Annotated in this window: 28 protein-coding genes; 13 read left to right on the top strand and 15 right to left on the bottom strand. The window is 64.1% G+C overall.

The genetic code is table 11. The features are described from left to right. Window positions 1-39: 39 nt before the first annotated feature. Window positions 40-324, bottom strand: coding sequence for a PsiF family protein (locus BRA1253DRAFT_RS20260; RefSeq protein ID WP_007597424.1), 285 nt, complete (start codon window positions 322-324; stop codon window positions 40-42). Window positions 325-525: 201 nt separating this feature from the next. Between BRA1253DRAFT_RS20260 and BRA1253DRAFT_RS20255 the strand changes: the two genes are divergently transcribed. Next, window positions 526-1,017, top strand: a complete 492-nt coding sequence (locus BRA1253DRAFT_RS20255; RefSeq protein ID WP_007597423.1) for a hypothetical protein — start codon at window positions 526-528, stop codon at window positions 1,015-1,017. Window positions 1,018-1,063: 46 nt separating this feature from the next. On the opposite strand, the gene BRA1253DRAFT_RS20250 is transcribed toward BRA1253DRAFT_RS20255, so the two are convergent. Continuing rightward, window positions 1,064-1,612, bottom strand: coding sequence for a TetR/AcrR family transcriptional regulator (locus BRA1253DRAFT_RS20250; RefSeq protein WP_007597422.1), 549 nt, complete (start codon window positions 1,610-1,612; stop codon window positions 1,064-1,066). A gap of 110 nt (window positions 1,613-1,722) precedes the next feature. Between BRA1253DRAFT_RS20250 and BRA1253DRAFT_RS20245 the strand changes: the two genes are divergently transcribed. The 5 genes from BRA1253DRAFT_RS20245 (at window position 1,723) to BRA1253DRAFT_RS20225 (ending at window position 4,525) form a co-directional block, all read left to right on the top strand. Next, window positions 1,723-2,151: a thioesterase family protein gene (locus tag BRA1253DRAFT_RS20245; RefSeq protein WP_007597421.1), complete on the top strand. Its 429-nt coding sequence runs from the start codon at window positions 1,723-1,725 to the stop codon at window positions 2,149-2,151. A gap of 3 nt (window positions 2,152-2,154) precedes the next feature. Continuing rightward, the gene (locus tag BRA1253DRAFT_RS20240; protein WP_007597420.1) at window positions 2,155-2,631 is read left to right on the top strand and encodes a PaaI family thioesterase; all 477 of its coding nucleotides are present in this window, start codon (window positions 2,155-2,157) and stop codon (window positions 2,629-2,631) included. Window positions 2,632-2,675: 44 nt separating this feature from the next. Continuing rightward, window positions 2,676-3,059 carry a CidA/LrgA family protein gene (locus tag BRA1253DRAFT_RS20235; protein ID WP_007597419.1) on the top strand — a complete coding sequence of 128 codons (384 nt, stop codon included), beginning with the start codon at window positions 2,676-2,678 and terminating at the stop codon, window positions 3,057-3,059. Continuing rightward, window positions 3,056-3,778 (top strand): LrgB family protein, encoded by a 723-nt coding sequence (locus BRA1253DRAFT_RS20230; RefSeq protein WP_007597415.1) that lies wholly within the window; start codon window positions 3,056-3,058, stop codon window positions 3,776-3,778. The genes BRA1253DRAFT_RS20235 and BRA1253DRAFT_RS20230 overlap by 4 nt, the downstream gene beginning before the upstream one ends. An 87-nt stretch (window positions 3,779-3,865) precedes the next feature. Continuing rightward, window positions 3,866-4,525 carry a DsbA family protein gene (locus BRA1253DRAFT_RS20225; RefSeq protein ID WP_035993693.1) on the top strand — a complete coding sequence of 220 codons (660 nt, stop codon included), beginning with the start codon at window positions 3,866-3,868 and terminating at the stop codon, window positions 4,523-4,525. 79 nt (window positions 4,526-4,604) lie between these two features. On the opposite strand, the gene BRA1253DRAFT_RS20220 is transcribed toward BRA1253DRAFT_RS20225, so the two are convergent. From BRA1253DRAFT_RS20220 to BRA1253DRAFT_RS20210, 3 genes are all read right to left on the bottom strand, one after another. Next, complete coding sequence (locus BRA1253DRAFT_RS20220) at window positions 4,605-4,811, bottom strand: hypothetical protein (protein WP_007597407.1); 207 nt, start codon at window positions 4,809-4,811, stop codon at window positions 4,605-4,607. 82 nt (window positions 4,812-4,893) lie between these two features. Further along, entirely contained in the window at window positions 4,894-5,964 is a 1,071-nt protein-coding gene (locus BRA1253DRAFT_RS20215) for a phospholipase (RefSeq protein WP_007597406.1), read from the bottom strand. A 28-nt stretch (window positions 5,965-5,992) separates the two neighbouring features. Continuing rightward, window positions 5,993-6,964: a S1C family serine protease gene (locus BRA1253DRAFT_RS20210; RefSeq protein ID WP_007597405.1), complete on the bottom strand. Its 972-nt coding sequence runs from the start codon at window positions 6,962-6,964 to the stop codon at window positions 5,993-5,995. 285 nt (window positions 6,965-7,249) lie between these two features. On the opposite strand from BRA1253DRAFT_RS20210, the gene BRA1253DRAFT_RS20205 reads away from it, so the two are divergent. The 6 genes from BRA1253DRAFT_RS20205 to BRA1253DRAFT_RS20180 all read left to right on the top strand — a co-directional run bounded on the left by BRA1253DRAFT_RS20205 (window position 7,250) and on the right by BRA1253DRAFT_RS20180 (window position 14,551). Then, window positions 7,250-8,668 (top strand): M20 family metallopeptidase, encoded by a 1,419-nt coding sequence (locus tag BRA1253DRAFT_RS20205; protein ID WP_035993690.1) that lies wholly within the window; start codon window positions 7,250-7,252, stop codon window positions 8,666-8,668. Between the two features lie 261 nt (window positions 8,669-8,929). Then, window positions 8,930-10,720 carry a peptide ABC transporter substrate-binding protein gene (locus tag BRA1253DRAFT_RS20200; protein ID WP_007597396.1) on the top strand — a complete coding sequence of 597 codons (1,791 nt, stop codon included), beginning with the start codon at window positions 8,930-8,932 and terminating at the stop codon, window positions 10,718-10,720. Between the two features lie 28 nt (window positions 10,721-10,748). Continuing rightward, window positions 10,749-11,708: an ABC transporter permease gene (locus tag BRA1253DRAFT_RS20195; RefSeq protein WP_007597394.1), complete on the top strand. Its 960-nt coding sequence runs from the start codon at window positions 10,749-10,751 to the stop codon at window positions 11,706-11,708. Next, the gene (locus BRA1253DRAFT_RS20190) at window positions 11,674-12,591 is read left to right on the top strand and encodes an ABC transporter permease (protein WP_007597392.1); all 918 of its coding nucleotides are present in this window, start codon (window positions 11,674-11,676) and stop codon (window positions 12,589-12,591) included. The genes BRA1253DRAFT_RS20195 and BRA1253DRAFT_RS20190 overlap by 35 nt, the downstream gene beginning before the upstream one ends. After that, window positions 12,591-13,586, top strand: a complete 996-nt coding sequence (locus BRA1253DRAFT_RS20185; protein WP_007597391.1) for an ABC transporter ATP-binding protein — start codon at window positions 12,591-12,593, stop codon at window positions 13,584-13,586. Before BRA1253DRAFT_RS20190 ends, BRA1253DRAFT_RS20185 begins: the two co-directional genes overlap by 1 nt. Continuing rightward, window positions 13,583-14,551 carry an ABC transporter ATP-binding protein gene (locus BRA1253DRAFT_RS20180; RefSeq protein WP_007597389.1) on the top strand — a complete coding sequence of 323 codons (969 nt, stop codon included), beginning with the start codon at window positions 13,583-13,585 and terminating at the stop codon, window positions 14,549-14,551. The genes BRA1253DRAFT_RS20185 and BRA1253DRAFT_RS20180 overlap by 4 nt, the downstream gene beginning before the upstream one ends. A 31-nt stretch (window positions 14,552-14,582) precedes the next feature. Here the strand turns inward: BRA1253DRAFT_RS20180 and BRA1253DRAFT_RS20175 are convergent, their stop codons facing one another. The 3 genes from BRA1253DRAFT_RS20175 to BRA1253DRAFT_RS20165 form a co-directional block, all read right to left on the bottom strand. Then, window positions 14,583-15,230, bottom strand: a complete 648-nt coding sequence (locus tag BRA1253DRAFT_RS20175) for an HAD family phosphatase (RefSeq protein WP_007597385.1) — start codon at window positions 15,228-15,230, stop codon at window positions 14,583-14,585. 66 nt (window positions 15,231-15,296) lie between these two features. Beyond that, a complete protein-coding gene (locus BRA1253DRAFT_RS20170) occupies window positions 15,297-17,201 on the bottom strand; it encodes a sensor domain-containing diguanylate cyclase (RefSeq protein WP_007597384.1) in 1,905 nt (634 codons plus the stop codon). 167 nt (window positions 17,202-17,368) lie between these two features. After that, a complete protein-coding gene (locus BRA1253DRAFT_RS20165) occupies window positions 17,369-17,590 on the bottom strand; it encodes a dodecin (RefSeq protein WP_007597383.1) in 222 nt (73 codons plus the stop codon). A 301-nt stretch (window positions 17,591-17,891) separates the two neighbouring features. On the opposite strand from BRA1253DRAFT_RS20165, the gene BRA1253DRAFT_RS20160 reads away from it, so the two are divergent. After that, a complete protein-coding gene (locus tag BRA1253DRAFT_RS20160) occupies window positions 17,892-18,893 on the top strand; it encodes a family 16 glycosylhydrolase (protein ID WP_007597382.1) in 1,002 nt (333 codons plus the stop codon). A gap of 74 nt (window positions 18,894-18,967) precedes the next feature. Here BRA1253DRAFT_RS20160 and BRA1253DRAFT_RS20155 read toward each other — a convergent pair whose 3' ends face one another. From BRA1253DRAFT_RS20155 to BRA1253DRAFT_RS20125, 7 genes are all read right to left on the bottom strand, one after another. After that, window positions 18,968-19,525: an HNH endonuclease gene (locus BRA1253DRAFT_RS20155; protein ID WP_007597381.1), complete on the bottom strand. Its 558-nt coding sequence runs from the start codon at window positions 19,523-19,525 to the stop codon at window positions 18,968-18,970. A gap of 214 nt (window positions 19,526-19,739) precedes the next feature. Next, entirely contained in the window at window positions 19,740-20,717 is a 978-nt protein-coding gene (locus BRA1253DRAFT_RS20150; protein ID WP_007597376.1) for a peptidyl-alpha-hydroxyglycine alpha-amidating lyase family protein, read from the bottom strand. Window positions 20,718-20,767: 50 nt separating this feature from the next. Further along, window positions 20,768-22,624, bottom strand: a complete 1,857-nt coding sequence (locus tag BRA1253DRAFT_RS20145) for an NAD(P)/FAD-dependent oxidoreductase (RefSeq protein ID WP_007597375.1) — start codon at window positions 22,622-22,624, stop codon at window positions 20,768-20,770. 252 nt (window positions 22,625-22,876) lie between these two features. After that, window positions 22,877-23,506, bottom strand: coding sequence for a general stress protein (locus BRA1253DRAFT_RS20140; RefSeq protein ID WP_007597374.1), 630 nt, complete (start codon window positions 23,504-23,506; stop codon window positions 22,877-22,879). Between the two features lie 12 nt (window positions 23,507-23,518). Next, window positions 23,519-23,839: a PepSY domain-containing protein gene (locus tag BRA1253DRAFT_RS20135; protein ID WP_007597366.1), complete on the bottom strand. Its 321-nt coding sequence runs from the start codon at window positions 23,837-23,839 to the stop codon at window positions 23,519-23,521. Between the two features lie 177 nt (window positions 23,840-24,016). Further along, window positions 24,017-25,525, bottom strand: a complete 1,509-nt coding sequence (locus BRA1253DRAFT_RS20130) for an acyl-CoA synthetase (RefSeq protein ID WP_007597365.1) — start codon at window positions 25,523-25,525, stop codon at window positions 24,017-24,019. Window positions 25,526-25,547: 22 nt separating this feature from the next. Continuing rightward, the gene (locus BRA1253DRAFT_RS20125; protein ID WP_007597363.1) at window positions 25,548-26,732 is read right to left on the bottom strand and encodes an ABC transporter substrate-binding protein; all 1,185 of its coding nucleotides are present in this window, start codon (window positions 26,730-26,732) and stop codon (window positions 25,548-25,550) included. Window positions 26,733-26,735 lie beyond the last annotated feature (3 nt).

Genomic DNA, 26,735 nt, shown 5'->3' with positions numbered 1-26,735 from the left:
CGCGCGCCTCTCGCCGAAGCCGCGAGCAGGGGGAAGGACTTACTTCTTGTCCGCAGCCGGCGCGGCCATGCCGGCCTTGGCGGTCTTGATGCATTCGGAGCGGAATTTCTTGCGCTCCTTGCCGTGCAGGCCCTTGGCGTCGGCCTGCTTGGAGCATTCGAGCGACTCGGCCGAGTGCTCCTTCGGTGCCTTCTTGTCCATGGGGGCGGCGGTTGTGGTCTTGGTGTCGGTCTTTGCTGCCGGCGCGGCGGTCTGCGCGAAGGCAGTGCCGGTGGCGAGAAGGGAGGCGAGAGCGACGACGGCGAGGCGAGATGTGAAGGTCATGGTGCTGCACTCTTCTTGCGGGAATTGCGAAGGGCGCGAAAGTCGGCTGGCGTTGCTGAACGCGACATGAATAATTCGAACGTGGAGGGTCACTATATTTTGGCGGCAGCAGCCATCGCTTCCTTGTCGCGAGCGGGCAGCACGCTAGGATAGCAATCCTCGGTTCACTTCCCTCGGGGGAAGATCAAGGAGGAGACAAGGATGACCATTCAATCAAAGTTGCTGTGTGCAGTTGCGCTGTCGGGCTTTGCCGCGCTGGTGGCAAGTGCGCCGGCGCAGGCGCTGACCTCGCAGGAGTGCAGCGCGAAATACCAGGCCGCCAAGAAGGACGGCTCGCTCGGCACCACGAAGTGGAACGACTTCCGCAAGGCCCAGTGCGGCGCGGACGCGACGCCAGCGGCTGCGCCGACCGCGGCCGCTCCTGCTGCGCCCGCCGTTCCTGCCGAGCCGAAGCAGGCGAAGAAGGAGGCCGCCCCGGCTGCTGCGCCGACCCTGCCGGCCGGCCCCGCGATCTATCCGAACGCGGTCGATCCGAAATACGCCAAGGAGACCCCCGGCAAGGGGCGCCTGCACACCTGCGTCGACCAGTACAACGCCAACAAGACCACCAACGGCAATGGCGGCATGAAGTGGATCGAGAAGGGCGGCGGCTATTACAGCGAATGCAACAAGAAGCTGAAGGGCGCCGCCTGACGCTTCAAGACGACACAGAGGCCGGGGCCAAGCTCCGGCCTCTTGCTTAATCCAGTAGCTTCTCGGCCGACTTCGCCACGAGCTGCGATCGCTTGCGCGGGCCGCGCTCGACGAACAGCAGGCTCTGGCCGAAGATGAAGCAGTAGAACAGGAAGGCCTGCGCTTCGGCTGCCTCGGTATCGAGGCCGGTCGCGCGATAGAGTTCGGCGACGTGCTTCAGCCGCGCCGCGTCCACGTTCGCCACCGCTGTCGCGGCGCCCTCGTCCGAGCGGGCCCATTGCCGGATCGCAAGCTCGATTGCCATCCCGTCCGGATTGAGCCGCTCGGAATAGAGTTGGATCACCGCCCGCAGCCGTTCACGGGGGTCTTGGCCATCGAGGCTCGTCTGCTGCGCGATCGCCGTTGAGCGCCCCTCGCGCCAGCGTTCCAACATGGCACCGAGCAGCGCGGCACGGTCGGCGAAGCGGCGGTAGAAGCCGCCCTTGGTGACGCCGAGGTTCTTGGCGAGCACCTCGACCCGCACCCCCTCGACCCCCGATCGGGCGAGCTCGGTGAGCCCTGCCTCGACCCAGACATCGCCTTTGCCGTCACTCATGCGGGAAGCCTCGCCGATTCTTGATACGGTGCCGTATTGCTAACGCGGGAGGAGGTTGATACGCTACCGTATCAATAACCAAAGGTGGGAAAGAGCCAGGGAGAATTGCGATGGAGCAGGAGGCGACCTATCGCGGCACGGTCTATCCGTGGCAGTGCGATCACGTCGGCCACATGAACATCATGTGGTATGTCGGCAAGTTCGACGAAGCCAACTGGAATCTGTTCGCCCGCCTCGGGCTCACGCCGAGCTACCTGCGCGGCTCCGGCCGCGGCATGGCCGCCGTGCAGCAGAACATCACCTACAAGCGCGAGCTGCTCGCCGGCGACATCGTCGAGATCCGCAGTCACCTGCTCGAGATCCGCGACAAATCGATCCGCTTCCGGCACGACATGACCAATGCCGAGACCGGCGAGATCGCCGCGTTGTGCGAGATCACGGGCGTGCACATGGACCGCAGCCTGCGTAAATCTGTGCCGTTCACGGATGCCATTCGCGAGCTCGCTTTGAGGCATCTCGCCGAGCCCGCGGAGGCCTGAGCCATGGCCGCATACGAGCCGAAGAACCCGGGTTATCGCGCGGCTGCCATCGCCATGTTCGACGGCCAGCCGGCGATGCACACGCTCGGCATCGTGATCGTCCGCCTTGCGCCGGGCGAGGCTGAACTCGCCATGCTGCATTCGCCGGCCCTCACACAGCAGAACGGCTTTGTCCACGCCGGCATCATCACCGCAGGGCTCGACAACGCCTGTGGTGTCGCTGCCTTCACCTTGATGCCGCGCGAGGCCGATATCCTCACCGTCGAGTTCAAGACCACGCTGCTCGCGCCGGCACGGGGCGAGCGTTTCGTCTTCAAGGCAGAGGTGGTCAAGCCCGGCCGCACGCTGACCTTTTGCGAGGCGAAGGCGTTTGCCGAGCACGAGGGCAAGGTCACGTTGATCGCCACGATGACCGGGACGCTGATGGCGATGCTGCCGCGCGTTGCCGCTTCGCACGAACCGCGCACGCCCGCTGCATAGCGGTGATTGACAAGGCGGCCGGCGCATCCCTTGATGCCAAAATCATGCTTGCAAGTCTTGGTCTCATTCTGCTCTGCCAGTTGATCGGCGAAGCCATCGTGCGCAGCCTCGGCTTGCCGATGCCGGGCCCGGTACTCGGCCTATTGCTGCTCCTCATTCTGCTGCTCGCGCGCGACCGCTTTGCGCTTCTCGCGCGCGGGCCGCTGCGCGATGACGGTGTCGAGACGGCGAGCAAGGGTCTGTTGGCGCATCTGTCGCTGCTGTTCGTGCCGGCCGGGGTCGGCGTCGTGCAGAAGCTCGATCTGCTCGCGTCCCACGGCATCGCCATCATTCTGGTGCTCGCGCTGTCGGTGGTCGTCACGCTGCTCGCAACCGTACTCACCTTCCGCCTCGTCAGCCGCCTGTTGAGGCAACAGGACGCGCGATGAAGGACAATCCGTTCTCGCTCTGGGTCTATCTCTCGCAGTCGCCGCTGCTTTGGTTGACTGTGACGCTGCTGGTCTATGCCGGCACGGACGCGGTGTCGCTGGCGACGCGGCGCCATCCGCTCGCCAATCCCGTGCTGCATGCGATGTGGATCGTCGGCGCCTTCCTGCTGTTGACCGGCACCTCCTACACGACCTATTTCGCCGGCGCGCAGTTCGTGCATTTCCTTTTGGGGCCCGCGACGGTCGCGCTGGCCGTTCCCCTCTACGAGAACCGCAAGCGCGTCCTCGCCTCGATCGCGCCGATGCTGGTGGCGCTGGTCGCGGGATCGGTCACCGCCGTGGTGTCCGTGGTGTTGCTGGCCGAGTTCGCCGGTCTGCCGCGCGACGTGGTTTTGTCGCTCGCGCCGAAATCCGTCACGGCCGGCGTTGCCATGGGCATCGCCGAATCCCTGCACGCCGATCCCTCGCTGGCCGCGGTTGCAGTCATCCTGACCGGGATCATGGGCGCGATCATCGTGACGCCGTTGATGAACCGCACTGGGATCAGCGATTTCCGCGCCCGCGGCTTTGCCGCCGGCCTTGCCGCGCACGGGATCGGGACCGCGCGAGCGTTCCAGGTCGACGAGATCGCCGGCGTCTTCTCCGGGATCGCCATGAGCCTGAACGCTTTGGTGACCTCCTTCCTGGTACCCTTGGCGGTCACGCTGCTGGTGCGATGACATCGGCGCCGCGACACTCTATATGATTTGTAACAATTCCCAGTCTCGAACCGTATCGACGGAGATGGGACCGAAATGGAACGAGATATGTTTGGATTCAGGAACAAGGGCCTTGTGCCGACGCGGCGCGCGGCGCTGACGCTGATCGGGGCGGGCGCCCTTGTCGCCGGTGGGATCACCGCGGCGCGCGCGGCGACCGACGAAGACGAGGTGCTGACCGAAGCCAAGGTGCTGCGCGACCCAGATGTTCCCGTCGCCGGCAATCCTGACGGGAATATCAGCATCATCGAATGGTCCGACTATAACTGCCCCTATTGCCGCAAGCTCGAGCCCGAGTTGCGTCAGGTCATCCAGGACGACGGCAAGGTCCGGCTGGTGATGAAGGACTGGCCGATCCTCGGTCCGGTTTCGGTCACGGCGGCGCGGACCGCGCTCGCGGCGAAATTCCAGGACAAATACCACCAGGCCCATGACGCCATGATGGGCGTCAGCTCGCGCCTGACCGATCCACGCATCAACGAGTTGCTCGCGGCCGCCGGCGTCGACATGGATCGGTTGAAGCGCGATCTCGGAGACCACGCCAAGGACATCGACGCCGTGCTCAAGCGCAACAACGAGCAGGCCGAAGCCTTCGGTTTCCGCGGCACCCCGTCCTTCATCGTCGGCAAGTACCGCGTGCCGGGCGTGCTCAGCATGAACGAGTTCGAGCAGGTCATCGCCGACGCCCGCAAGGCCAAGATGAACTGAGCCGAGCGATATTCACCGCATACGAAGGCGCCGCCGCGGACCCGCGACGGCGCCTCATTTCATTCATGATACCACGTCGTTACTTCGAGGAGATGCGGACCCAATCTTTGTGCGCGCGATCGCGCAGCGCTTCCCAATCGGCCTTTGCGACATCCCAGTTTACGATGGTGCGATTGGTCGTCGCAACCTCGCCATTAGCAACCGACGACGTCTGCATGGAGTCATAGACATACACGCTGCAGGCAAGCAGCAGCGCGCCCAAAATCATTCCAAGAAACATCCGCATGGCGAAACCTCCGATGACGGGCGATAACGTCGGCCCGGAATGATAGTTCCGCGGCAGTACGGCGCAGGTAAGGACGATCCGTTCACGCTTCATTCAGCCACTGCACCAGCTCCGCGTTGATCTCGCGAGGATAGGTGTGGCTGAGGTCGTCGATCTCGCGATAGGTGACATTCGCGCCGGCGGCGGCGAGGGCCGCCTGCGTTTGCCGCGCGGTCTGTACCGGAAACATCCAGTCGAGCTTGCCGTGCGTGATGAAGATCGGCAGCCGCTGCAGGCGTGTGGCGTCGGCCATCTCCGCCATCAGCGGGTGGAAGGTCGCCGACACCGGCGCGAGATGCGTGAAGGGCGAGGCGCCGTCGAGCCCGGTGACGTAACAGAAGGTGCCGCCGTCGCTCATGCCTGTCAGGAGCATGCGCGAGGCGTCGATGGTCCAGCGGCTGCGCACGGTATCGAGAATGCGCATGAGATTGGGCGTGTCGGAATCGTCACCCATCAGGGCCCAGGTCGGGCCGGTCGCGGTCGGCGCCACCAGGATCGCACCAAGACTGCGGGCATCGCGCAGCCAGCTCCACAGAAAGCCGCGGCCATTGCCGCTGCCGCCATGCAACGCCATCACCAGCGGCATGGCGCGATCGGGAGTGTAATATTCGGGCACGTAGACCGAAAAGCCACCGCGGCTGCCGGGCTCGTTGTCATCGTGGATGATGCCGGTGTGCGCGTCCGCGCCGGCTTCGAGTCGCGACAACAGGTCGGCATTCTCGCGATTGGCGGAGTTGAGGAAGAAGCTGCTCACGGGCGGAAACTGCACGGCCAGCGGATAGAGTGCCTCCTGCGCGCGCGGGACGTGGCGCAGCGCGCGGAAGACCGCGACGAGATCGCCATTGCCACGCTCGACCTCGCGCAGGCCGGCAAAGGCGGCGAGCGTCTCGTCGCAGGCCCGATCGAGCCGCTCGCGCAGTCCGGTGAACTGTTCCGGCCATTCTCCGATTGCCGCGCGCACCGTTTGCAACGCCTCGTCGGGAGCGCCGATCGCGTTCATCACCGAGCCGAAGGCCGGCGGGTGCAGGTTGCGCTGAAAGAAGGCGAGCGCCTCCAGCGCATTGAGCAGCGGCGGCAGCACGGCCACGATATCGTCAACGACGGCCTCGCTCATCGTCGTTTCCTTGCTTCAGTTCGGCTTGTCAGTGCAGCTTCGGCGCCTTCAAGAGCTTGAAGCGATCGGTCGAGGTTACCGTGACGTCGAAGGTGACGCCTTCATGATGTACCGTCAGCGGCACGTCGACGCCGGCAGCGCCGAGGCTCCACAGCTTCTTGTAGAAGCCGGTCTGGCTCGTGACTTTCTCGCCGTCGACCGCGAGGATGACGTCGCCGGTCTTGAGCTCGGCAAGGGCGGCCGGACCGTTGGCGGAGATCCCGATCACCACCACGCGGTTGTCGATCTCGGTCGAAAAGAGTCCGAGCCACGGCCGTGCCGGCTTGTTGACGCGGCCGAACTTGCGCAGATCGTCCAGGATCGGTTTCAACAGGTCGATCGGCACGATCATGTTGACGTGCTCGGCCTTGCCGTCGCGCTCGCGTTCGAGCTGGAGCGAGCCGATGCCGATCAACTCGCCGCGCTCGTTGAGGAGCGCCGTGCCGCCCCAGTTCGGATGCGCGGGATGGGTGAAGATGGCCTCGTCCAGCAGATATTCCCAGTAGCCCGCGAATTCCTGCTTGGCCACGATCTGGCTCGCGACCGAACGCGTGCGTCCGCCGGCGCCGCCGACCACGACGCGGTCGCCGAGCCGGGTCTCGGCCGAGATGCCGAGCGGCAAGGGGTCGACCTCGAGCTGGCCGAGCGCCTGCACCAGGCCAAAGCCGGTGACGGCATCGAAGCCGAGCACATGTCCCTCCACCACGCGCCCGTCTCCGACATGCAGCCACACCGACTCTGCTTCGGTGATGAGGTAACCGATGGTGAGCACCAGCCCGTGGTCGATCACGACGCCGTTGCCGGCGCGCTCGGTCCCCAGCGTCTCGGCACTGAAGGCGTCCGGCGGGATGATGGCATGCAGGCCGACGACGGAGGCGAGCGCGCGGTCGAGATCGAAATCATAATCGCTCGCCCGCGGCTGATTGGCCGGCGGCACTCTCCATTCGGTCAGAGCGGGCATGGAGTTCTCCTGGCTGAGAGCATCGCTCCGCCGTGGCTAGCGGAACGACACGCGAAGCACCGATAATTTAGGCCGGAGGAGGCCGTCTTGAAAGCCTCGTTCCCAACTATTCCAGAGAACGCCGTATGAAATCTTTGAAAGGCACAGGACCGGTTCATGCACGGGTCGGTCGGGCGGCTCTCCGGCATTGACCGCATGGCTGCTGTCCGGCGAGGTGCTAGGCGCCGTACATTGAAGCTGCTAACCATTGCCGCTTCGTTTGACCCAGGGATCACGGACCGAAGCATGGACAACCGCAGCGACATCTGGCGTGGCATCGACACGATCAAGGCACGTTTCATCGACCTCAGCGACAAGGTCTGGGGCATGCCCGAGGTCTGCTACACCGAGGCGCGGTCGGCCGCAGAACATCTCGCCGAGTTGCGTCATCAGGGTTTTCGCATCACCGAGCAGCTCGCGGGCATTCCGACCGCGGTGATGGGCGAATGGGGCGAGGGCGGACCGGTCATTGCCTTCATGGGGGAATATGACGCGCTGCCGGGCCTGAGCCAGGAGGCGGGCGTCGCGGAGCATCGTCCGGTCGAGACCGGCGGCCACGGTCATGGCTGCGGCCACAATCTGCTCGGTTCCGCAGCTCTCCTCGCCGCGACCGCGGTGAAGGACTGGCTCGCCGAGAACAAGGTGCCGGGCCGCGTGCGCTATTACGGCTGCCCCGCCGAGGAAGGCGGCGCGGCAAAAGCGTTCATGGTACGCTCCGGTGCATTTGAAGACGCCGACATCGCCATCACCTGGCATCCGCACAGCTTCTGGGAAGTCGCGGTGACGCCGTCACTCGCCAACACCCGCGCCGATTTCATCTTCACCGGCCGCACCTCGCATGCGGCAGCCTCGCCGCATCTCGGCCGCTCCGCGCTCGACGCTGTGGAGCTGATGAATGTCGGCGTGAACTATATGCGCGAGCACATGCCGAGCGACGCGCGCGTGCACTACGCGCTGCTCGACACCGGCGGCATCGCCCCGAACGTGGTGCAGGCGCATGCACGCGTGCGCTATTCGATCCGTGCCCGTGATCTGCCCGGCATGAACGAGCTGGTTGGACGCGTGAGCAAGATCGCGGAGGGCGCGGCGCTGATGACCGAGACCAAGGTCGAGATGAAGATCATCTCCGCGGTCTCCAACATCCTGCCGAACACGCCGCTGGAGCAGGCGCTGCACCGGGTCATGGAAGAACTCGGACCGCCGCATTTCGACGACGCGGACAAGGGCTTTGCCACGGAGATCCGCGCGACGCTGAGCGACAAGGACATCGAGTCGGTCTATTACGCGATCGGCATGGAGCCGACCGACCGGCCGCTGGCTGACTTCTTGGTGCCACTCGATGCCAAGCGCAATCCGCTGGTCGGCTCGACCGACGTCGGCGACGTGAGCTGGGTGGTGCCGACCGTGCAGGTCCACGCACCCACGGTTGCAATCGGCACGCCCTTCCACACCTGGCAGGTGGTCGCGCAGGGCAAGAGCGCGCATGCTCACAAGGCCATGGTGCAGGCCGCTAAGGCGATGGCCGGCATCGGCATCAAGGCGCTGACGGACCCGGAGCTGATCAAGGCTGCCAAGGCTGACCTCGAGAAGCGGACGGCCAAGACGCCTTACGTCTGTCCGCTGCCAGACCACGTCGCGCCGCCGCTCGACATGTCCGTGGCGTAGAATTTCGCCTCGATACTTCGTCTGATGCGGCGACCAAATTTTCTGCAGTGCAGCGCGGAATTCAGCGTGTTTTGATGCTGGATTGCCGAACGGATGGGCTGCGGAATATGGTTTTGCCCAACAGACAGTCAGTAGACCGTTTGCATACACACGGTCGCAGTTGACGCGCACCCCATTCGGTGTGCCATCTACCGCCAGCCAATCCCGGTGGTCGCCTCGCGCGACCGCCTGCATCCATACGGGAACCAGACGGGGACAACCATGCTGGATAAAGAACTGCGTTCGATGATCGGTGACGTGAAGGACGGGCGGATGGATCGCCGCGGCTTCATTCAGCGCCTGGCTGCCGTGGGTCTCACCGCGCCTTTGGCCAACCAGATCCTCGCGCTTGGTGGCGTCGCCATGGCTGAGGGCGCCTCGACCTACAAGCCGACCAAGCGCGGCGGCGGTGGTGCGCTCAAGCTGCTGTGGTGGCAGGGGCCCACCCTGCTCAATCCGCATTTTGCCACCGGCACCAAGGACCAGGACGGCGCGCGCCTGTTCTACGAGCCGCTCGCCTGTTGGGATCCCGACGGCAACATGAAGCTGGTTCTGGCCGCCGAAATTCCCTCGATCCAGAACGGCGGCCTCGCCGCTGACGGCAAGTCGGTGACCTGGAAGCTCAAACCCGGCGTCAAATGGCATGACGGCACGCCGTTCACAGCCGACGACGTCGTCTTCAACTGGGAATATGCCAAGGATCCGGCGACCTCCGCACTGACCATCGCGACGCTCCGCGACATCACGGTCGAGAAGGTGGACGACCTCACGGTCCGCATCCTGTTCAACAAGCCGACGCCGTTCTGGGCCGACGCTTTTGTCGGGGCTCCCAATACCATCATCCCAAAACATCTGTTCAAAGACTATATGGGGTCCAAGTCGCGGGAGGCGCCGACCAACCTCTCGCCGGTCGGCACCGGCCCCTACAAGTTCGTCGAGTTCAAGCCGGGCGATCTTGTCCGCGGCGTGATCAATCCCGATTATCACATGGCGAACCGGCCCTATTTCGATTCGATCGAGATGAAGGGCGGCGGCGATGCCGTCTCTGCCGCGCGCGCGGTGATCCAGACCGGCGAGTATGATTTCGGCTGGAACATTCAGGTTGAGGACGACGTGCTGCTGCGCCTGGAGAAGGGCGGCAAGGGAAAGACCGTCTACGCCGTCGGCGGCGACACCGAATTCATCGCGCTGAACTTCACCGACCCCAACACCGAGGTCGATGGCGAACGCTCCTCGATGAAGACCAAGCACCCGCTGTTTTCTGATCCAGCGGTGCGCAAGGCGCTCTCGCTGCTGATCGATCGCGAGTCGGTCAAGAAGGCGATCTACGGCCGCGCCGGTCGCACCACCGCCAACTTCCTCAATGGGCCCGAAAAATTCGTGTCCAAGAACACCTCGTGGGAGTTCAGCGTCGAGAAGGCCTCGAAGATCCTCGACGATGCCGGCTGGAAGCCGGGCGCCGACGGCATCCGCGAAAAGGACGGCAAGAAGCTCAAGCTCGTCTATCAGACCTCGATCAACGGGCCCCGTCAGAAGACGCAGGCGATCGTCAAGCAGGCCTGCCAGAAGGCGGGCATCGACGTCGAGCTGAAATCGGTCGTCGCCTCCGTGTTCTTCTCCTCCGACGTCGGCAATCCCGATACCTATTCCAAGTTCTACGCCGACATGGAGATGTTCCAGATCCCGCTGAGTCAGCCCGATCCGTCGCAGCACATGCGTCGCTACCTTTCGAACCTCGTTGCCACCAAGGAGAACAAGTGGCAGGGCACCAACTTTCCGCGCTGGGTCAACAAGGAGTACGACGCGACCATCCAGGCCGCCGACGGCGAGATGGATCCGGTCAAGCGCGCGGCGCTCTACATCAAGGCCAATGATCTCATGTACCAGGACATCGTTTTCATCCCGGTGCAGCACCGCCTGAAGGTCGAGGCGGCCGCCAACAATCTGCGCCCGGTGGTTTCGGGCTGGGCCAACGAGACCGACAATTTGTTCGACTGGTACCGCGAAGAATGATCACGCACGCCTAGAGCGGTCCTTCTTCATGAGCCAGTATGTCCTGCGTCGCCTCCTGATCGCGATTCCGAGCCTGCTCGGAATTTCGCTCGTGCTGTTCGTCGTGCTCGCACTAGCCCCGGGCGATCCCTTCTCGGAGCTGGCGACCAATCCGAACGTGCCGCCCGAAGTCGCTCTCGCGCTTCGGGCGAAGTTCGGCCTCGACGATCCGATCTACCTTCGTTACCTGCACTGGCTCAACGCCATGCTGCACGGCGACTGGGGTTTCTCCTTCGTCAGCCGGATGAACGTCGACACGCTCATTCTCCAGCGACTGCCAACGACGCTCTATGTGATCGGCTCGGCGCAGATCCTGGCGCTCCTGATCGCGATCCCGGTCGGGGTCTATGCCGCAACGAAACCTTATTCGCTGTTCGACCAGGTCGCCAACACGCTCGCCTTTGTCGGCTTCTCGCTGCCGACCTTCTTCACCGGCATCCTGTTCATCCTGATCTTCTCGGTCACGCTGGACTGGCTGCCTTTCGTCTACACGACCGACATCAAGGGCACGGGTATTCACTGGGTGCTGGAGATGATCCGTCAGGCGATCATGCCGGTGGCGGTGCTCGGCCTGTTCCAGGCTGCCTCGATGACGCGTTTCGTGCGCTCGGCGATGCTGGACGTGATCCGGCTGGACTACGTCACCACCGCGCGCGCCAAGGGCATCGGCCAGCGGCGGGTGATCATCAAGCACGTGATGCGCAACGCGATGATCCCGGTCGTCACGCTGATTGCGTTGCAAATCCCGGCGGTGTTCGGCGGCGCCATTGTCACCGAGCAGATTTTCCGCATTCCCGGCATCGGCTCGCTGCTGATCTCCTCCATCCTTTCCAACGACACGCCGGTGGTGATGGCCGTCACCTTCGTCTTTGCGTGCCTGGTCGTGCTGTTCAACCTCATCGCGGACGTTCTTTATGGCTGGCTTGACCCTCGCATCTCCCTCCGCTGAGCGGCGCGTCTACTCGCCCTGGCGCGAGACGTGGCGGCGCTATAGCCGCCACAAGCTTGCCGTCGTCAGCGCGTTCCTGCTCCTCGTTCTGATCCTGGCGGTGGTGGTCGGCCCCTTCATCTGGCGGGTCAAGATCGACGACATCGACATCGTGGCGGGCATGCAGGGGCCGTCGCTGGCCCATCCCTTCGGCACCGACGATCTCGGGCAGGACATCCTCGCCCGCATGATCTATGGCGGGCGCATCTCGCTCGCGGTCGGCCTCGCGGCGATGCTGGTCTCGGTATTTGTCGGGGTGCTGATCGGCGCGCTCGCCGGCATGTCGCGCGGTGCGCTCGGTCATGGGCTGATGTGGCTCACCGATCTCTTTTTGTCGCTGCCGCAATTGCCCCTGCTGCTGCTGCTGATCTATCTCTTCCGCGATGGGCTGAAGGCCGCTTTCGGCCCCGAGGGCGGCATTTTCATCCTGATCGTGCTCGTGATCGGTGGCTTGCGCTGGATGCCGGTCGCGCGCCTCGTCCGCGCCCAGTTCCTGTCGATCCGGGAGAAGGAATTCGTCGAAGCCGCGCGCGCGCTCGGGGCAAGCCCGGTGCGGCAGGTGGTGCGCCATATCCTGCCCAATGCGCTGGGTCCGGTGATCATCGCCGGAACCATCGACGTGGCCGCAGCCATCATCGCGGAATCGACACTGTCCTTCCTCGGCCTCGGCTTCCCTCCGGATACGCCGACCTGGGGCCGGCTGCTTTATGACGCGAAAGACTTTCTCGACATCGGCCCGCACTGGGCGCTGTTTCCGGGCGGCGCGATCTTCATCGCGGTGGTCGCCATCAACTTCATCGGCGACGGCCTGCGTGACGCGCTCGATGCGCGGCGGGTGATCTGATGGCGCCGTTGCTCGAGATCAAGGGACTGAAAACCCACTTCTCCACCGACGACGGCATCCTCCAGGCCGTCGACGGTGTCGATATCTCCATTAACCGCGGCGAGACGCTCTGCGTCGTCGGCGAATCCGGCTGCGGCAAGACCGTCACCGCGATGTCGATCCTGAAGCTGATCGCGATGCCGCCGGGCCGCATCGCGGCAGGCGAGATCATTTTCGAAGGCCGCGATCTCGTGCCGCTGACGAGCAGTCAGCTCGACGAGATCCGCGCCAAGGAGATCGGCTTCATCTTCCAGGAGCCGATGACCTCGCTCAATCCGGTGCTCACCATCGGCGAGCAGATCGCCGAAAGCCTGCGCCGCCATGAGAACGTCACCAGGAAACAGGCGCTCGAGCGCACCATCGAGATGCTCAAGCTGGTGCAGATACCCAATGCCGAAGGCCGCGTGCACAACTATCCCCATCAGTTCTCCGGCGGCATGCGCCAGCGCGTGATGATCGCGATGGCGCTTGCCTGCAAGCCGAAGCTGATCATCGCCGACGAGCCCACCACGGCCCTCGACGTCACCATTCAGGCGCAGATCCTCGATCTGCTCCAGGACATGAAGGAACGTTTCGGCATGGCGGTGATGCTGATCACCCATGCCATGGGCGTCGTCGCCGAGACCGCGCAACGCGTCGTCGTGATGTATGCCGGCAAGGTCGTGGAGGAGGCGTCTGTCGACGAGCTCTTCGGTAATCCCGGCCATCCCTATACCCAGGGACTGATCCGCTCGATCCCGCGCATCGATCTCGACAGCGAGCACAAGGTGCGGCTGGAGGCGATCGGCGGCTCGGTGCCGATCCTGATCAATCCGCCGGTCGGCTGCCGCTTCGCTCCACGCTGCCGCCACGCCATGAGCGTCTGCACCGAGAGGGAGCCGCTGCTGCGCGAGATCGCGCCAGGCCACCGCATGGCCTGCCATCTGGGAGATACGCAGTTGGGAGGCACAGCATGACCGAGCCCTTGCTCCGCGTCAGCGGCCTGAAGAAATATTTCCCCGTGCACGGCGGCCTGCTGTCGCGTCAGGTCGGCAGCGTCTATGCCGTCGATGGGGTCTCGTTCTCGGTCAACCGCGGCGAGACGCTCGGCCTCGTCGGCGAATCCGGCTGCGGCAAGTCGACGACCGGACGCTGCGTGCTGCGCCTGATCGAGCCGACCGACGGCGAGGTCGTTTTCGACGGTCAGGATGTCCGCCAGCTCGGCGGCAACGATTTGCGCGCGATGCGGCGGAACATGCAGCTTGTGTTCCAGGATCCGTTCGCCTCTCTCAATCCGCGCATGACGGTCGGTGCCATCCTCGGCGAAGCCCTCGTCATCCATAAGCTCGGCTCATCGGCCAAGGAGCGTGAGGATCGCGTCGCGAGCCTGCTGGTGAAGGTCGGGCTCAAGGCCGAGCACATGCGCCGCTATCCGCATGAATTCTCCGGCGGTCAGCGCCAACGCATCGTGATCGCGCGTGCGCTCGCAGTCGAGCCGAAACTGATCGTCTGCGACGAACCGGTGTCTGCGCTCGACGTCTCGATCCAGGCGCAGGTCATCAACTTGCTGGAAGATCTCCAGGCCGAGCTGAACCTCACCTATCTCTTCGTCGCGCACGATTTGTCGGTGGTCGAGCACATCTCCGACCGCGTCGCGGTGATGTATCTTGGCCGTATCGTCGAGCTCGCCAAGGCCAGCGACCTCTACCGCAATCCGCAGCATCCCTACACGAGGGCGCTGTTATCAGCGGTGCCGGTGCCCGATCCCAAGCTCAAGCGCGAGCGCATCCGCCTCAAGGGCGACGTTCCGAGCCCGATGAAGCCGCCGTCGGGCTGCCACTTTCACACCCGCTGTCCCATCGCCCAGCCGCGTTGCGCAGAAAGCGCACCGGAGCTGAAGGAAGGAGCGGGCGGGCACTTCGTGGCGTGCCATCTCGCCTGACGCCTGACGCCGAGAAATGCGGAGCACGCATTCATGCTTGAAGCAGGCCGTGCTCCGAAAGGGCCTGCCTGAAAGCCTCAACCGAGGTGTGGTGATGCGCGAACAGACCCGCCTCTCGCGCGCCGGCGACATTGGGCATGAGATCGTCGACGAACAGGACGCTCTCCGGTTTGACGTCGAGCTCCGACAGACAAAGGCGGAAGCAGCGCGGGTCCGGCTTCGCCGTCTTGAACCGGGCCGAGGCATAGATTCGGGAGCCGAACAGCGGCGGCAATTCCGGCAGCAGCGCAGCGATATGGTCGGCGACCAGCGTGGTGTTGTTGGTCAGGACGGCAATGTCGATGGTTTGCCGCAAGCTGCCGGCAATCTCCAGCATCGCACGATCGGCCTGCATCGAACGGCGTCGCGCCTCGATCCACTCGTCCAGTGACAGCGGATAGCCGATGCGGTCGCCGAAGCCCCGCAAATAGTCCGCGGCGTCGAGAGTGCCGGAATCGCCGAGCAGCTCGAAGCCGCTGTCCCAGATCGCCTTGTGGACGGATTCGCTCGTGGTCCCCGCAAGCTTCGCCAGCCATGCGACACGCTTTGCCCTGTCGTAGTCGCAGAGGACATTGTCCATGTCGAAGAGGACGAGTTTGATTTTACCAGTCACAGCAGCACTCTCGGATTGGCCGACCATCCGGCCGTGATCCAAGCCATACCGCGCTGGAGCGCGGGCGACAAATCCGGGGCAACGGTCGATCCGTCACGCGCTCCTGGCGGGCCAGGGAACGACCTGTCCCGACATCACCAGCCGGTCACGGCCGTTGTCCTTGGCGGCGTACAGCGCGCGGTCGGCGGCGGCGACCAGCGTGCTGCAGTCCGTCGTGGTTTGGGATGGAAGGCTCGTCGCGCCGCCAATGCTTGCAGTCACCAGGCGGGAGGGGGGACTTTGCGCATGCAGCATGGCGAGATCTTGCAGGGCCTTGCGAATCCCATCGCCGACCTCGGCGCAGCCCTCGGGACCGGTGTTCGGCAACAGCACGGCGAATTCTTCGCCACCATAGCGCGCCGCGAGATCGGCCGGGCGCTTGGTGTGCGCTGATAGGATCCGGGCCAGCGCGCGCAGGCATCCGTCACCCGCCAGATGGCCATATTGGTCGTTGAATTTCTTGAAATGATCGACATCGATCAACAGGAGCGAGAGCTGCGAGCCGTCGCGCCGGGCCCGCGCCCATTCATCAGCGAGGCGCTCGTCGAATGCGCGTCGATTGGCGAGCCCGGTGAGGCCGTCGGTCGTCGCAAGCGAGGCGAGCTTGTCCTGAAGGTCCTTCTGCTCGGTCATGTCGCGCACCACCGCGACGACGCCGTCGATCTCGCCGCTGTCCGATGCCAGGGTCACGTGCAACGCCGCCTCCGCCCAGATCTCGCCCTTGTCGCGATGACGCTGGCGATAGACGAACCGCGCCTCCTCGGCCTCGCCATTTTTAAGCGCGGCGATGGCCTGCTCGACCCGCTCGATGTCGTCGGCGTGAATGCCGGCCAGGGCCGAGGTGGCCAGCAGTTCGTCAGAGGACCAGCCCGTGATGCGTACGCAGGAGGGGGAAACGTAGAGCAGCCGGTTGTCGAGCCCGATCCGGGTCACCATGTCGCTGGATTGCTCGGCCAACAGGCGGAAGTTTGCTTCGTTGACGACGAGGGCCTGGGCCATGCGCTGCCGCTGCACGAGTTGACGGACCAGGTAGAAGCCAATCACCGCGATCAGCAGCACGAGGCCTAGGACGAAGGTGCTGCGCGCAGCCGCGGCTTGCCGCCAGGGCGCCAGCACGTCGTCCCGCGACTTGCTCGCCAACACCATCAGGGGATAGCGGCTGCTGCGTTGATAATAGCTCAGCCGCTGGACGCCATCGAGCGGCGACTTGAAGTAGTAGACTGCTGCGGCGGGACGGCTTTCCCATCCCTTGAATAAGGGCGCATTGGACAGGTCGCGTCCGACAAAGGCGCCGCTCTCGTCGCGGCTGCGCGCCAGCATGATGCCGCTATCGTTGAGCAGCGATGCCGAGCCGTTCGTACCGATGTCAAACCGCTCGTAGAACGTAACGAAATAGCTGACATCGATCGTGAGCAGGGCAACGCCGGCGAAGCCGCCGTCCGCATCGTTGATCCGGCGGGACGCGGTGACGACCCATTGGCCCCCGGCTCGACTCTTCACGGGCGATCCGATCAACGTGCCCATCTCGGGCGAGTCACGATGACGCTGGAAATATTCGCGGTCGCTGTTGTTGAGCTTGGAGAAATCGAGGTGCTCGGTCGTAGCCAGCCACTGCCCGGTCGCGTCGTAAACGAAGATGCCGCGGATGCGGTCCGATGATTTCCGTGTCGGCAGATAGGCCTGAAGCTTGGTGATCGTGTCCGGACCCGTCCCGTCGAGTTCGAGCCGATGGACCAGGCCTACGAGGATCGTATCAACGAGTTCGAACGTGTCGTCCGCGTGCTGGATCAGCGAATGCGCCAGATTGGCGACATCGATCTCGGCGTTCCTGAGTTCGGCGTTGCGGGTTTCCCATTCGCGCCAGCCGCTCAAGCCGAGGATGGCGAAGCAGGTCAGGATGACGAAACCCGCCGCCCAGAGCGGAAGGCGCGTCTTTCCGAGTTCTCGGCCCGTGGTCATCAGGCTTGCTCCATTTCGGCGCAAACCTCTCACTTTGGCCTTAACGGGCTGTTGCAACATCCGCGCGGATTGTGCGCTTCCGGTCGGAACAGTCCTCGACAACTGACGGGCTATTGTCGAGCTAACCAGGCTGGCCTCAGGTGTCGGCTTCGCCCGGGCTTTCTGCCTCACTCATCCAGCGTGAAGCCGACGCGTAGCGTCACCTGGTAGTGGCGCACGGCGCCCTTCTCGATATGGCCGCGCGTTTGCACCACCTCGAACCATTTCATCTCGCGAACGGTCTTGGCGGCACGGCTGACCGCGTTCTTGATCGCATCCTCGATCGAGGTCTCGGACGATCCGACCAGTTCCAGGATCTTGTAGACGTGATCCGTCTCGCTTGTGGCCATGACTATTCTCCCCTCGAGCTGTGGCGGGACCGGATATGTCTGTCGCGGACAACTGGCGCCCGCGCGACATCCGGCCTCAACTCTGAACGGATGCCGGCGCTCCGAGTTCCGTCCCCGGCAGGAGCCTGCCGCTCGCCTTCCGGGCGCTGCCTAGGCGTCCCATTTTGTAAGTGCACGAAAATCTGGATCGCGTGTGCAAGCGGCGCTCCTGAATTGGCGCGCGGTCGCGGGCCTGCTCTTGCCGGTTCCGATATGAGCAAGCTAACCTCGGCCTTTCCTCTGGCATCTTCGAAGTGCGGTGATGATGGAGCGTTTGACGAGGGGCGCTCTGGCTGCGATCGGTCTCTGCGTTGTGCCTGCGCCGGGCATCGCGCAGGACGATCTCGATGCTGCCCCGGTGAGCATGTCGCTGCAGGTCACGACTGATCCCTCCACCATCGAGTGCCGCCGGCTGGAGACCGTCAATCCGGCCTCGCTGGTCTTCTTGCCGCTGCGCCGGACCTTCAACGAGGATTTTGACGAGCATCCGCTGGCGAACGGACGCTGGGTGTCGCACTACGCCGGTGGTGCGGCCTGGCCGGAGGCGCGCTACTGGGGCGGCGACGGCTCCGACTTCAAGCGCAAGACCAGCGCCAATGGCGAGCAACAGATCTATGTCGATCCGCGCTACGCCGGGCGCGCCTTGGCGCCGCTCGGGCTCGATCCGTTCAAGGTCAAGGACGGCGTGCTGTCGATCGTCGCCAGCCGTACGCCGCCGGCGTTAAAGCCGGTGCTGTTCAACAACGAGTACATCTCCGGGATCCTCACGACCCAGGGCACGTTCGCGCAGAAGCACGGCTATTTCGAGATCCGCGCCAAGGTGCCGGTCGGACACGCGGTGTGGCCGGCGTTCTGGATGCTGGCGGATGACGGCGGCTGGCCGCCGGAGGTCGACGTGCTGGAAGGCCGCGGCGAAAAGCCGGGTGATCTCGTGATGACGACGCATTGGCGGATTCCCTCGACCCAGAAGATCCAGTCCTGCGGCTTCGACTTCGCGGTCGGCGACGCTTCGAGCGCGTTCCACACTTACGGTGTGCTGTGGGAGGAGGATCGCCTGGTCTATTTCATCGACCGCAGGCCGGTGTCCGACATCAAGGTGCCGATCGGATTCGACGATCCCATGTACATGATCGTCAATCTCGCGATCGGATCGAAATTCTTTCTCGGGGTCGGACCTGTCGACGCGGAGTCGCCGCCTACCGTCGCATTCGAGATCGACCGGATTTCCGTCTACCAGATCGATTTGGAGCAGGCGCGCAGATAGCGAAGCTCGCTGATCTGTCCCGGCGTTGAGCGGCGCGAGTCAACGATGGACTGCCGCGGGCCTGCACGCCGACGCTACGGATCCAGCTCCGTATCCCAGTAGAGATAGTCCAGCCAGCTGTCGTGCAGATAGTTCGGTGGGAACAGCCGGCCGTTGCGGTGGAGCTGGTGCACCGTCGGCGCGAACGCGTGCTGGCGTGGAAACATCTTGGCCTGCACCGGCGTCAGATTACCTTTGCGCAGATTGCAGGGCGAGCACGCCGCGACCACGTTCTCCCAGGTGGTCTGGCCGCCTTTGCTGCGCGGGATGATGTGGTCGAAGGTGAGGTCTTCGGGCGAGCCGCAATATTGGCAGGCGAAACGATCGCGCAGGAAGACGTTAAATCGGGTGAAGGCAGGGTGCGTGGTCGGCTTGACGAACGATTTGAGCGAGACGACGCTCGGCAGCTGCATTTGCAGCGTGGGACTATGGACCGCCTGATCGTAATGCGCGACGATGTTGACGCGGTCGAGGAATACCGCCTTGATCGCGTCCTGCCACGACCACAAAGACAGTGGGTAGTAACTCAGCGGCCGGAAGTCCGCATTCAGCACCAACACCGGCCAATGGCCTTGCGAGACATGTGCGTTCAAGTAACGCTCCTGGCCTCCAATGTACGCTGCGAAGCAGCACGTACTGACATACTACATGCAGCGTGACGGGATTGTGAAGCCCGTTGAGCGACTTATTCCGGCACAAGCAATGCGGCCGGGGGGGTGGCAAACCGCGCAAAACGCCGTGATTTCCAGGTCCGAGGCCGTGGAGGCAGCGTCATCCTGACAGCGCGACGTGGATGTGCCGAGGCAGCTACTCCCGCACCCGCTCCAGCTTCTGCAAACATCGCGTCGCCCGCACCGCGGCCGGCATCTCCTCATCCGGAAAGCTGGTCTTCCAGTCGGTGACGCCGACCTCGCCGACATAGATGTCACCCCTGGAATCCAGCGCGATGCCGTGCGGTGCCAGGAACTTGCCGCTCGCAATGCCCGGGCCTGCCTCGCCGCCAAGCCGCGCGATGCGGTTGCCTTTGGCGTCCACGATCGACAACCGCGGGCCGAGATTGGGCACCTTGCGGTTAACCGCCAGGCCAGGGCCGAGTTCCCCGATGACGAAGGTCGGGCTCTTAGCCCCACCGCAACAGCACAGCGCACAGGGGCGGTGCAGATTGTTCCACTGCGTCTCGTACCTGCCGTTGCCGTCGAACACCTGCACGCGGTGGTTCTCGCGGTCGGCGACATAGACAAAGCCGTCGGCGTCGGTGGCGATGTTGTGCACGATGTTGAACTGGCCGGGATCGGTGCCGGGCTCGCCCCAGCTTGTCATCAGTTCGCCATCGGGCGTGAACTTGTGCACGCGCGCATTGCCATAGCCGTCGGAGACGTAGATCTCGCCCTTCGGCGACAGCGCGGTGTGGGTACAGCGGTGGAAGGGATCGCCGCTCATGAACGGTGACGGTTTCTCGGGGATGCCGATCGTCAGCAGCACCTTGCCGTCGGTGGTGCACTTGCGCACGGTGTGGTCGCCGTCATCGGTGCAATAGAGATTGTCGTCGGCATCGATGTGCAGGCCGTGGGCGCGCGAGAACAGGCCTTCGCCCCAACTGCGCAAGAAATTGCCCTCGCGATCCAGCACGACCATCGGATGGGCCCCGCGGTTGAAGACGTAGACGCGGTCCTTGCTGTCGACCGCGACCGAAGCGACGTCGGTGAGCTGCCATCCGTCCGGCAGCTTTGCGAAGTTTTCAACGACGCGGTAGCGGTGCTCGCCGGTGCCGAGAATGGCTGGCATGGGTGTTCTCCTCTTATTCGTATCGGCGATGCGCGATCGTCTCCACACTGTCATTGCGAGCGCAGCGAAGCAATCCAGACTGTCTCTGCGGAAAGATTCTGGATTGCTTCGCTGCGCTCGCAATGACGAGGCTTAAGCCTGCCCGCCTCACGCCCCAAAATCCCTTCCTCGATCGCCTTGATCTGCAGCGCGAGATATTTCGAGTTGATCCGGCATTGTGCGAGGCTGCCGGCGATGAACCAGAGGCCGGGTTGCCTGGTGCGCGCATACATGTTGCGCAGCTCGAGGCCGTCGCCAAAACCCCAGATCGGGCCGACTCGCTCGGCGACGCGGCCGCCGAACAGTTTCCGCACCAGATATTCCTGCGTCTTGTAACCGGTCGAGAGCACGATCAATTCGGCCGGAAGGCTTGCGCCGTCCTTCATCCGGACGCCCTCGGTGACGAAGCCCTCGATGTCGGAAAACTGCCTGAGCTTGATCTCACCCTCGACGATGAGGTTGGAGCAGCCGACATTGAAATAATAGCCGCCGCCACGGGTGAGATATTTGAACTGCCAACCGGTGCCGGCCTCGCCGAAATCGAGTTTGAAGCCGACGCGCCGCAATCCGTCGAGCAGCTCCTTGTCGAGCTCCTTCGACTGCTCCGTCAGCATCACATGGGTCTTCTTCGCCAGCGGCGTCGGCATCGAGGTGGCGATCAGATCATTGTCCTCGAGCGTGCCCTCATTGTAGGTCGCATAAGCGAGTTGGGCCGACGGCTCGATATTGGTGACGAGCGTAGGTGAACGCTGCACCAGCGTCACGTCGGCGCCACTGGAGTGAAGATCCTGCGCGATATCGTGACCGCTATTGCCGGTGCCGATGACGATGGCGCGTTTGCCCGTCCAGCTCTCGCCGTCCTCGTAGCGGCTCGAATGCAGCAGCGTGCCCTTGAAGTTATCGAGGGTCGGAATAACAGGCACATTGGCGATGCCGCTGACGCCGGTTGCCATCACCACATGGCGGGGGTGCATGATACGCTCACTGCCGTCGGTGTGCCGCAGTGTGACCGTCCAGTGGCCTTTCGCATCGTCGTAGGCGCCGCCCTCGAATTCGGTGCCGGTCCAGAAGTTCAGCTCCATCGCGTCGACGTAAGCTTCGAACCAGTTGGCGAGCTTGTCCTTGGGGATATAGGTCGGCCAGCTCGGCGGAAACGGCATGTAGGGCAAATGATTGACCTGCACCTGGTTGTGCAGGGTCAGCGCGTGATAGCGCTTGCGCCAATTGTCCCCGATCCGTGCCTCGCGATCGACGATCAGTGTGTCGATCTTCAACAGCTTCAGCCGCGCCGCAATTGCGAGCCCGGCCTGGCCGCCGCCGACCACCAGCACGGTGGGATCGCGATCGGTGTAGTCGCGCGAGGCGCTGCGCAGGTCGAGCCAGTTCGGTCCACGGAAGTCGCGTGAATAGGCCTGGCCGCGCGGCCGCGAGGTGCCGAGCTGCTCCTCGAAGCCCTTAAGCTCGTCGAGCGCGGTGAGGAGCGTCCACGCTTTCAGGCGGTCGCCGTCGTTGGCGTCGGGCACAAGCCTGACGATGCCGCTGCCGCGCCCCAGTGCGGTTTCGAAATTGAAGATCGCTTCGATATTGTTGGTCCCGGCACGCGTCACCCAGCGCGGTGGCGGGCGGTTCGGCGCGATCTTGAAGCTGCCCGGCGCGACCTTTGCGGCGAGCGTTGTCAGCTCCCGCTCGATCGAGCCGCCGCCGGCGATCGTTTGCAGGTTCCAGCTGAATGCCAGCGCGTCGCGCCAATAGCAGTCGGCGAGGAACAGACGATCCAGCCCAGCGCCATCGGGTGCGCCAAGCGTGCGCTCAAATTCATCGAGCCAGGCTTGCGCGGATGCGGCAATATCCTTCGTCCTGTCCAGCATGCGCGACCTCGTGCCGTCTTCGCGGCGTTTCCTCTAGGGTCGAAAGCTATACTGTTTCGCAGACGGCCAATAGCCGATTACCCGAGCAGTGAGAACATGTGCCCCTGCTTCAGCGGAATGCACCCGTTGAGAGAGACCTGCGGCACCCTCGTGGTTTCAAGGAGGGGGCACGCGAAAAAGGCTCCACCTTGGTGGAGCCTCCCTCGCGCTCTTGGGATTCACAGCCGCTCGCGTAGCGGCGAGCGAACATCCCTACCTACCCCGCATCCCAGTGCCGTACAGCTCGCGCTCACGGCCGATATCGTCAGGAGACAGCGGTGGGCTTGCGGCATCGAAGCCATTCCAGCCGGACTTCTGCCAGGCGGTGCTCCGTTCCTGCAGGTTCACGGCCTTCTCGTGCAGAAGGGCATCGAGACGCGTGCGGTCCTGGTCGGGTACCCGGGCCGATACCAGCGTTCCGCCACGACGGACGCCCTCCGCGTAGCGCGACGCATCATCCTTGGAGACGCCGGCTTCGGTCAGCGCGCCAACGATGCCGCCCGTCGCGGCGCCGGCCGCGGCACCAACTGCGGTCGAAGCCAGCCATCCGGCGGCAACTACCGGTCCGAGCCCCGGAATGGCCAGCAAGCCGAGTCCTGCAAGCAGGCCCGCCGCGCTGCCGATTCCAGCGCCGATGCCGGCACCCGTGCCGGCGCCTTCGGCGCGATCGTCGACGCCGTCGCGATCGCGGTCGACCTTGGCGGTGGAGGAGCCGTACCAATTATCGGAATTGTTCGCGACGATGCTGATGTCGGAGTGCGGCACGCCCGCGGCCTCCAGACGCCTGACCGCACGTTCCGCATCCGGATAGGTGTCATAGAGTCGAGAAATGGTGGTGGTCATGTTTGATCCTCCTTACTTGGCGGGGTTCACGTTGCCCTGGAAGTCGACGCTCACGTCCGCCTTGGTCCCGGACTTGTCGGCCTTGCCGCGCCAGACGCCATTGTCGTCCTTTTGCAGGCCGGAAACATTGGAATAGCCCGCGCCCTCGATCTTCGACTTCGCCTGTCCCTCGGTGAAGCTGTTGCGGCCTGCAACCGGTGCGTTGGAGTTGTTGTGATCAGAGCTGTTGACGGCGTTGTTGCCCGGGCCGCTTTGTGCCTTTTGCGACTGTGCGCTTACGGGCATTGATCCGAGCAGCAGGACAGCCGCAGCGAGCGAAACTAGACGTGACATAGTTTATCCTCCGGCAGTGATTGTGCCGGTCGACAACAGACGAGATTCGAATTGGTTGCTCTGCCATTTGCGACGGAAGCGCGGGTCTTCAAACTGGTCGATATTGAAGAGGCCCAGGAACGATTGCCATTCGTTCCCGTTTATACGGTCGCGCTCTCTCGGACGCGTCGCCTGCTTTCACGCCGCCCAATAGGGCTCCCGCAGTTTGCGCTTGAAAATCTTTCCCGTTGCCTCGCGCGGCAGAGCGTCGCGGAATTCGACGTCCTTTGGCACCTTGAAATTGGCAAGCCGCTCGCGCAGGAACGATCGGACAGCGTCGGCCGAGAGCTCGGCATCGGATTCAGGCTCGACAAAGGCGCACAGCCGTTCGCCGAATTCCGCGTCCGGGATGCCGAACACGGCACAGTCGCGCACGCCGGGCATTCCGATCAGCACGTTCTCGATCTCCGCGGGATAGATGTTGACGCCGCCGGAGATCACCATGTCGCGCTTGCGGTCGCACAGGAACAGATAGCCGTCCACGTCGAGGTAACCGACGTCGCCGACGCTGACGAGGCCGTCACGGCCGGCCTCGGCCCTTGCCTGCGACCTGCCGTGATAGTCGAAATCGGGCACTGCCGTCTGGCGCATGTAGATTTCGCCGACTTCGTTGGCACCGCACTGGCTGCCGTCATCGCGGAAGATCCTGACGATGCCGCCTTCGATGGCGCGGCCGACCGTGCCGGGCTTCTTCAGGGCTTCCTCGGCCGAGTGCCACACCGGGATCCCGGTCTCCGTCGAGCCGAAATATTCGTTGATGACCGGTCCCCACCAGTCGATCATAGCGCGCTTGACGTCTGGCGGGCAGGGCGCGGCGCCGTGCACGACGAAACGCAGGGACGACAGGTCGTAACGTTGCCTGACCGCTTCGGGCAACCGCAGCAGCCGGACGAACATGGTCGGTACCATGTGAATGTGCGTGACGCGGTGGCGCTCGATCAGCGCCAGCAGCTCCTCGGCATCGAACCGCGCCTGGAGGATGATGGTGCAACCGCTGCGGAACGCCAGCATGCCGTAGGAATGCGGCGCCGAGTGATACATCGGCCCGTTGATCAGCACGATTTGGTCTTCCCGCGGCTTGATGCCGTAGGCGATCCCGCCCACACGTTCCGAGGCGGCCGCCTGTTCGGGCTGCGTCGGCATGCGCCGCACGCCCTTCGGCATGCCCGTTGTCCCCGATGTGTAGATCATTGCTGCCGCGCGCCGCGGCGGCTCCTGCGCTTGCGGATGGTCGTCGCGCCAGCGGTCCCAATCGGTCAGTCCCACCGGGATCTCGGTCAGCTCCCGAGGGATCGAGAAGGTCGCTGCGAGTTCGGGCGGGGTCGCGACGACCAGGAGAAGGACATCGGCAGGTATGCCTTCACGGATCTGCGGCAGCAAATCGGCATGGCAGACCAGGATCTTCGCCCCGCTGTCGGCCAGAATGTAACGGACCTCCTCGGCTTTCAGATGCCAGTTGATCGGCACCACCGGACTGCCCAGCGCGGCGGAGGCCGCAACCACCTCGAAGAGGGCGAAATCGTTGCGTAGCATCATCGCGACCGGCGCGGCCTCGGCGAGCCCCAGGGCGCGGAAGCCGCTCATCGCCCGCTTGATCCGGGCCCGGATGTCGTCATAGCTGATCTGGCGTTCGCCGCTGATGATCATGGCGTCTCCTCATTCCGCTCGTCTAGCGATCATCCAGCACGTCGCCGAAGCTGACCCAGCTCTTGCCATTGAAGCGCCGGAGCTGAAGCTGCTGGAACGGCAGATAGTCGTCGGGGCCGGTCGCAACAGCCATTCCCGGCAGCAGCAGCGGCAACGTCACGTCCTTCAACGAGGCCGCCTGGCGCATGATGTTGTCGCGGCTGATATCATCCTTGCACGCCTTCAGCACCGTCATCAGCAGCGTGGCATAGTGATAGCCCGCGGCGTAGTTGGAGTTGGAGAGGTCCGCGGTCGGCATGTAGCGCTTCATGAAGGCGAAGTATTCCTTCACGCCGGGATCGTCGGCCCATTGCGGATCCATCGTGTCCTTCTGGTTGCTCGACGAGATCAGACCAACGGCGTTGTCGAGGCCCGCCGGCTCCAGAAACGAGATCGACGACGCCGAGGTCGGCACGAAGAACAGCTCCGGCTTCCAGCCGATCTCGGCCACGCCCTTGACCATCTGCGAGGTGAACTTGCCGAGCACGACGCCGAACAGCACGTTGGCGCCTGACGCCTTCAGCGTCGAGAGCTGCGAACTGATCGTCGGCGCGCTGGTCTCGTAGCTCGCCTCCGCGATGATCATGCTTGCGGCCTTGGGCCCGAGCGCTCGCTTGAACCCCGCCACATAATCGCGGCCGAAATCATCGTTCTGCGACAGGATCGCGATCTTGGCGTCGGGCTTGGCCTGCAAAATATATTTGGCGTAGACCACGCCCTCGGATTCGTAGGCCGCCATGCCCGGCATCGTCCACGGGTTCTTCTGTGGATCGGCCCATTTGGTGGCGCCGGAGAGCACGAATAGCTGCGGCACCTTCTTGGCGTTGAGATAGCGCTGCACGGCGCTATTGGTGGCGGTGCCGAGCGAGCCGAACATCATCAGCACCTCCTCTTGCTCCACCAGCTTGCGGGTCTGCTCGACGGTCTTCGGCGGCGAATAGGCGTCGTCCAGCGTGATGAACTTGACCTTGCGGCCGTTGATGCCACCTTCGGCATTGACCTTCTCGAAGAACGCTTCCTGCGTCCGTCCGATCGCGCCGAAGCCAGAGGCCGGACCGCTGTAGGGCAGGGTCTGCCCGATGCGGATCTCGTCGCTGCCTTCGGCGTGGGCGCTGCCGCCAGCGAGCGTCAGCAGCGACATGCCGATCAGTGCGGCTGCCAGCTTCATGGT

Source organism: Bradyrhizobium sp. WSM1253, assembly GCF_000244935.1.
GTDB lineage: Bacteria > Pseudomonadota > Alphaproteobacteria > Rhizobiales > Xanthobacteraceae > Bradyrhizobium > Bradyrhizobium canariense.
The sequence above is the reverse complement of the archived record's forward strand: the minus strand, read 5'-3'. Positions and strand labels throughout refer to the sequence as shown.

Coding starts and splice junctions, on each gene's coding strand:
- BRA1253DRAFT_RS20260 (WP_007597424.1), bottom strand. CDS start 324: ATGACCTTCACATCTCGCCTCGCCGTCGTCGCTCTCGCCTCCCTTCTC.
- BRA1253DRAFT_RS20255 (WP_007597423.1), top strand. CDS start 526: ATGACCATTCAATCAAAGTTGCTGTGTGCAGTTGCGCTGTCGGGCTTT.
- BRA1253DRAFT_RS20250 (WP_007597422.1), bottom strand. CDS start 1,612: ATGAGTGACGGCAAAGGCGATGTCTGGGTCGAGGCAGGGCTCACCGAG.
- BRA1253DRAFT_RS20245 (WP_007597421.1), top strand. CDS start 1,723: ATGGAGCAGGAGGCGACCTATCGCGGCACGGTCTATCCGTGGCAGTGC.
- BRA1253DRAFT_RS20240 (WP_007597420.1), top strand. CDS start 2,155: ATGGCCGCATACGAGCCGAAGAACCCGGGTTATCGCGCGGCTGCCATC.
- BRA1253DRAFT_RS20235 (WP_007597419.1), top strand. CDS start 2,676: ATGCTTGCAAGTCTTGGTCTCATTCTGCTCTGCCAGTTGATCGGCGAA.
- BRA1253DRAFT_RS20230 (WP_007597415.1), top strand. CDS start 3,056: ATGAAGGACAATCCGTTCTCGCTCTGGGTCTATCTCTCGCAGTCGCCG.
- BRA1253DRAFT_RS20225 (WP_035993693.1), top strand. CDS start 3,866: ATGTTTGGATTCAGGAACAAGGGCCTTGTGCCGACGCGGCGCGCGGCG.
- BRA1253DRAFT_RS20220 (WP_007597407.1), bottom strand. CDS start 4,811: ATGCGGATGTTTCTTGGAATGATTTTGGGCGCGCTGCTGCTTGCCTGC.
- BRA1253DRAFT_RS20215 (WP_007597406.1), bottom strand. CDS start 5,964: ATGAGCGAGGCCGTCGTTGACGATATCGTGGCCGTGCTGCCGCCGCTG.
- BRA1253DRAFT_RS20210 (WP_007597405.1), bottom strand. CDS start 6,964: ATGCCCGCTCTGACCGAATGGAGAGTGCCGCCGGCCAATCAGCCGCGG.
- BRA1253DRAFT_RS20205 (WP_035993690.1), top strand. CDS start 7,250: ATGGACAACCGCAGCGACATCTGGCGTGGCATCGACACGATCAAGGCA.
- BRA1253DRAFT_RS20200 (WP_007597396.1), top strand. CDS start 8,930: ATGCTGGATAAAGAACTGCGTTCGATGATCGGTGACGTGAAGGACGGG.
- BRA1253DRAFT_RS20195 (WP_007597394.1), top strand. CDS start 10,749: ATGAGCCAGTATGTCCTGCGTCGCCTCCTGATCGCGATTCCGAGCCTG.
- BRA1253DRAFT_RS20190 (WP_007597392.1), top strand. CDS start 11,674: ATGGCTGGCTTGACCCTCGCATCTCCCTCCGCTGAGCGGCGCGTCTAC.
- BRA1253DRAFT_RS20185 (WP_007597391.1), top strand. CDS start 12,591: ATGGCGCCGTTGCTCGAGATCAAGGGACTGAAAACCCACTTCTCCACC.
- BRA1253DRAFT_RS20180 (WP_007597389.1), top strand. CDS start 13,583: ATGACCGAGCCCTTGCTCCGCGTCAGCGGCCTGAAGAAATATTTCCCC.
- BRA1253DRAFT_RS20175 (WP_007597385.1), bottom strand. CDS start 15,230: ATGGTCGGCCAATCCGAGAGTGCTGCTGTGACTGGTAAAATCAAACTC.
- BRA1253DRAFT_RS20170 (WP_007597384.1), bottom strand. CDS start 17,201: ATGACCACGGGCCGAGAACTCGGAAAGACGCGCCTTCCGCTCTGGGCG.
- BRA1253DRAFT_RS20165 (WP_007597383.1), bottom strand. CDS start 17,590: ATGGCCACAAGCGAGACGGATCACGTCTACAAGATCCTGGAACTGGTC.
- BRA1253DRAFT_RS20160 (WP_007597382.1), top strand. CDS start 17,892: ATGATGGAGCGTTTGACGAGGGGCGCTCTGGCTGCGATCGGTCTCTGC.
- BRA1253DRAFT_RS20150 (WP_007597376.1), bottom strand. CDS start 20,717: ATGCCAGCCATTCTCGGCACCGGCGAGCACCGCTACCGCGTCGTTGAA.
- BRA1253DRAFT_RS20145 (WP_007597375.1), bottom strand. CDS start 22,624: ATGCTGGACAGGACGAAGGATATTGCCGCATCCGCGCAAGCCTGGCTC.
- BRA1253DRAFT_RS20140 (WP_007597374.1), bottom strand. CDS start 23,506: ATGACCACCACCATTTCTCGACTCTATGACACCTATCCGGATGCGGAA.
- BRA1253DRAFT_RS20135 (WP_007597366.1), bottom strand. CDS start 23,839: ATGTCACGTCTAGTTTCGCTCGCTGCGGCTGTCCTGCTGCTCGGATCA.
- BRA1253DRAFT_RS20130 (WP_007597365.1), bottom strand. CDS start 25,525: ATGATCATCAGCGGCGAACGCCAGATCAGCTATGACGACATCCGGGCC.
- BRA1253DRAFT_RS20125 (WP_007597363.1), bottom strand. CDS start 26,732: ATGAAGCTGGCAGCCGCACTGATCGGCATGTCGCTGCTGACGCTCGCT.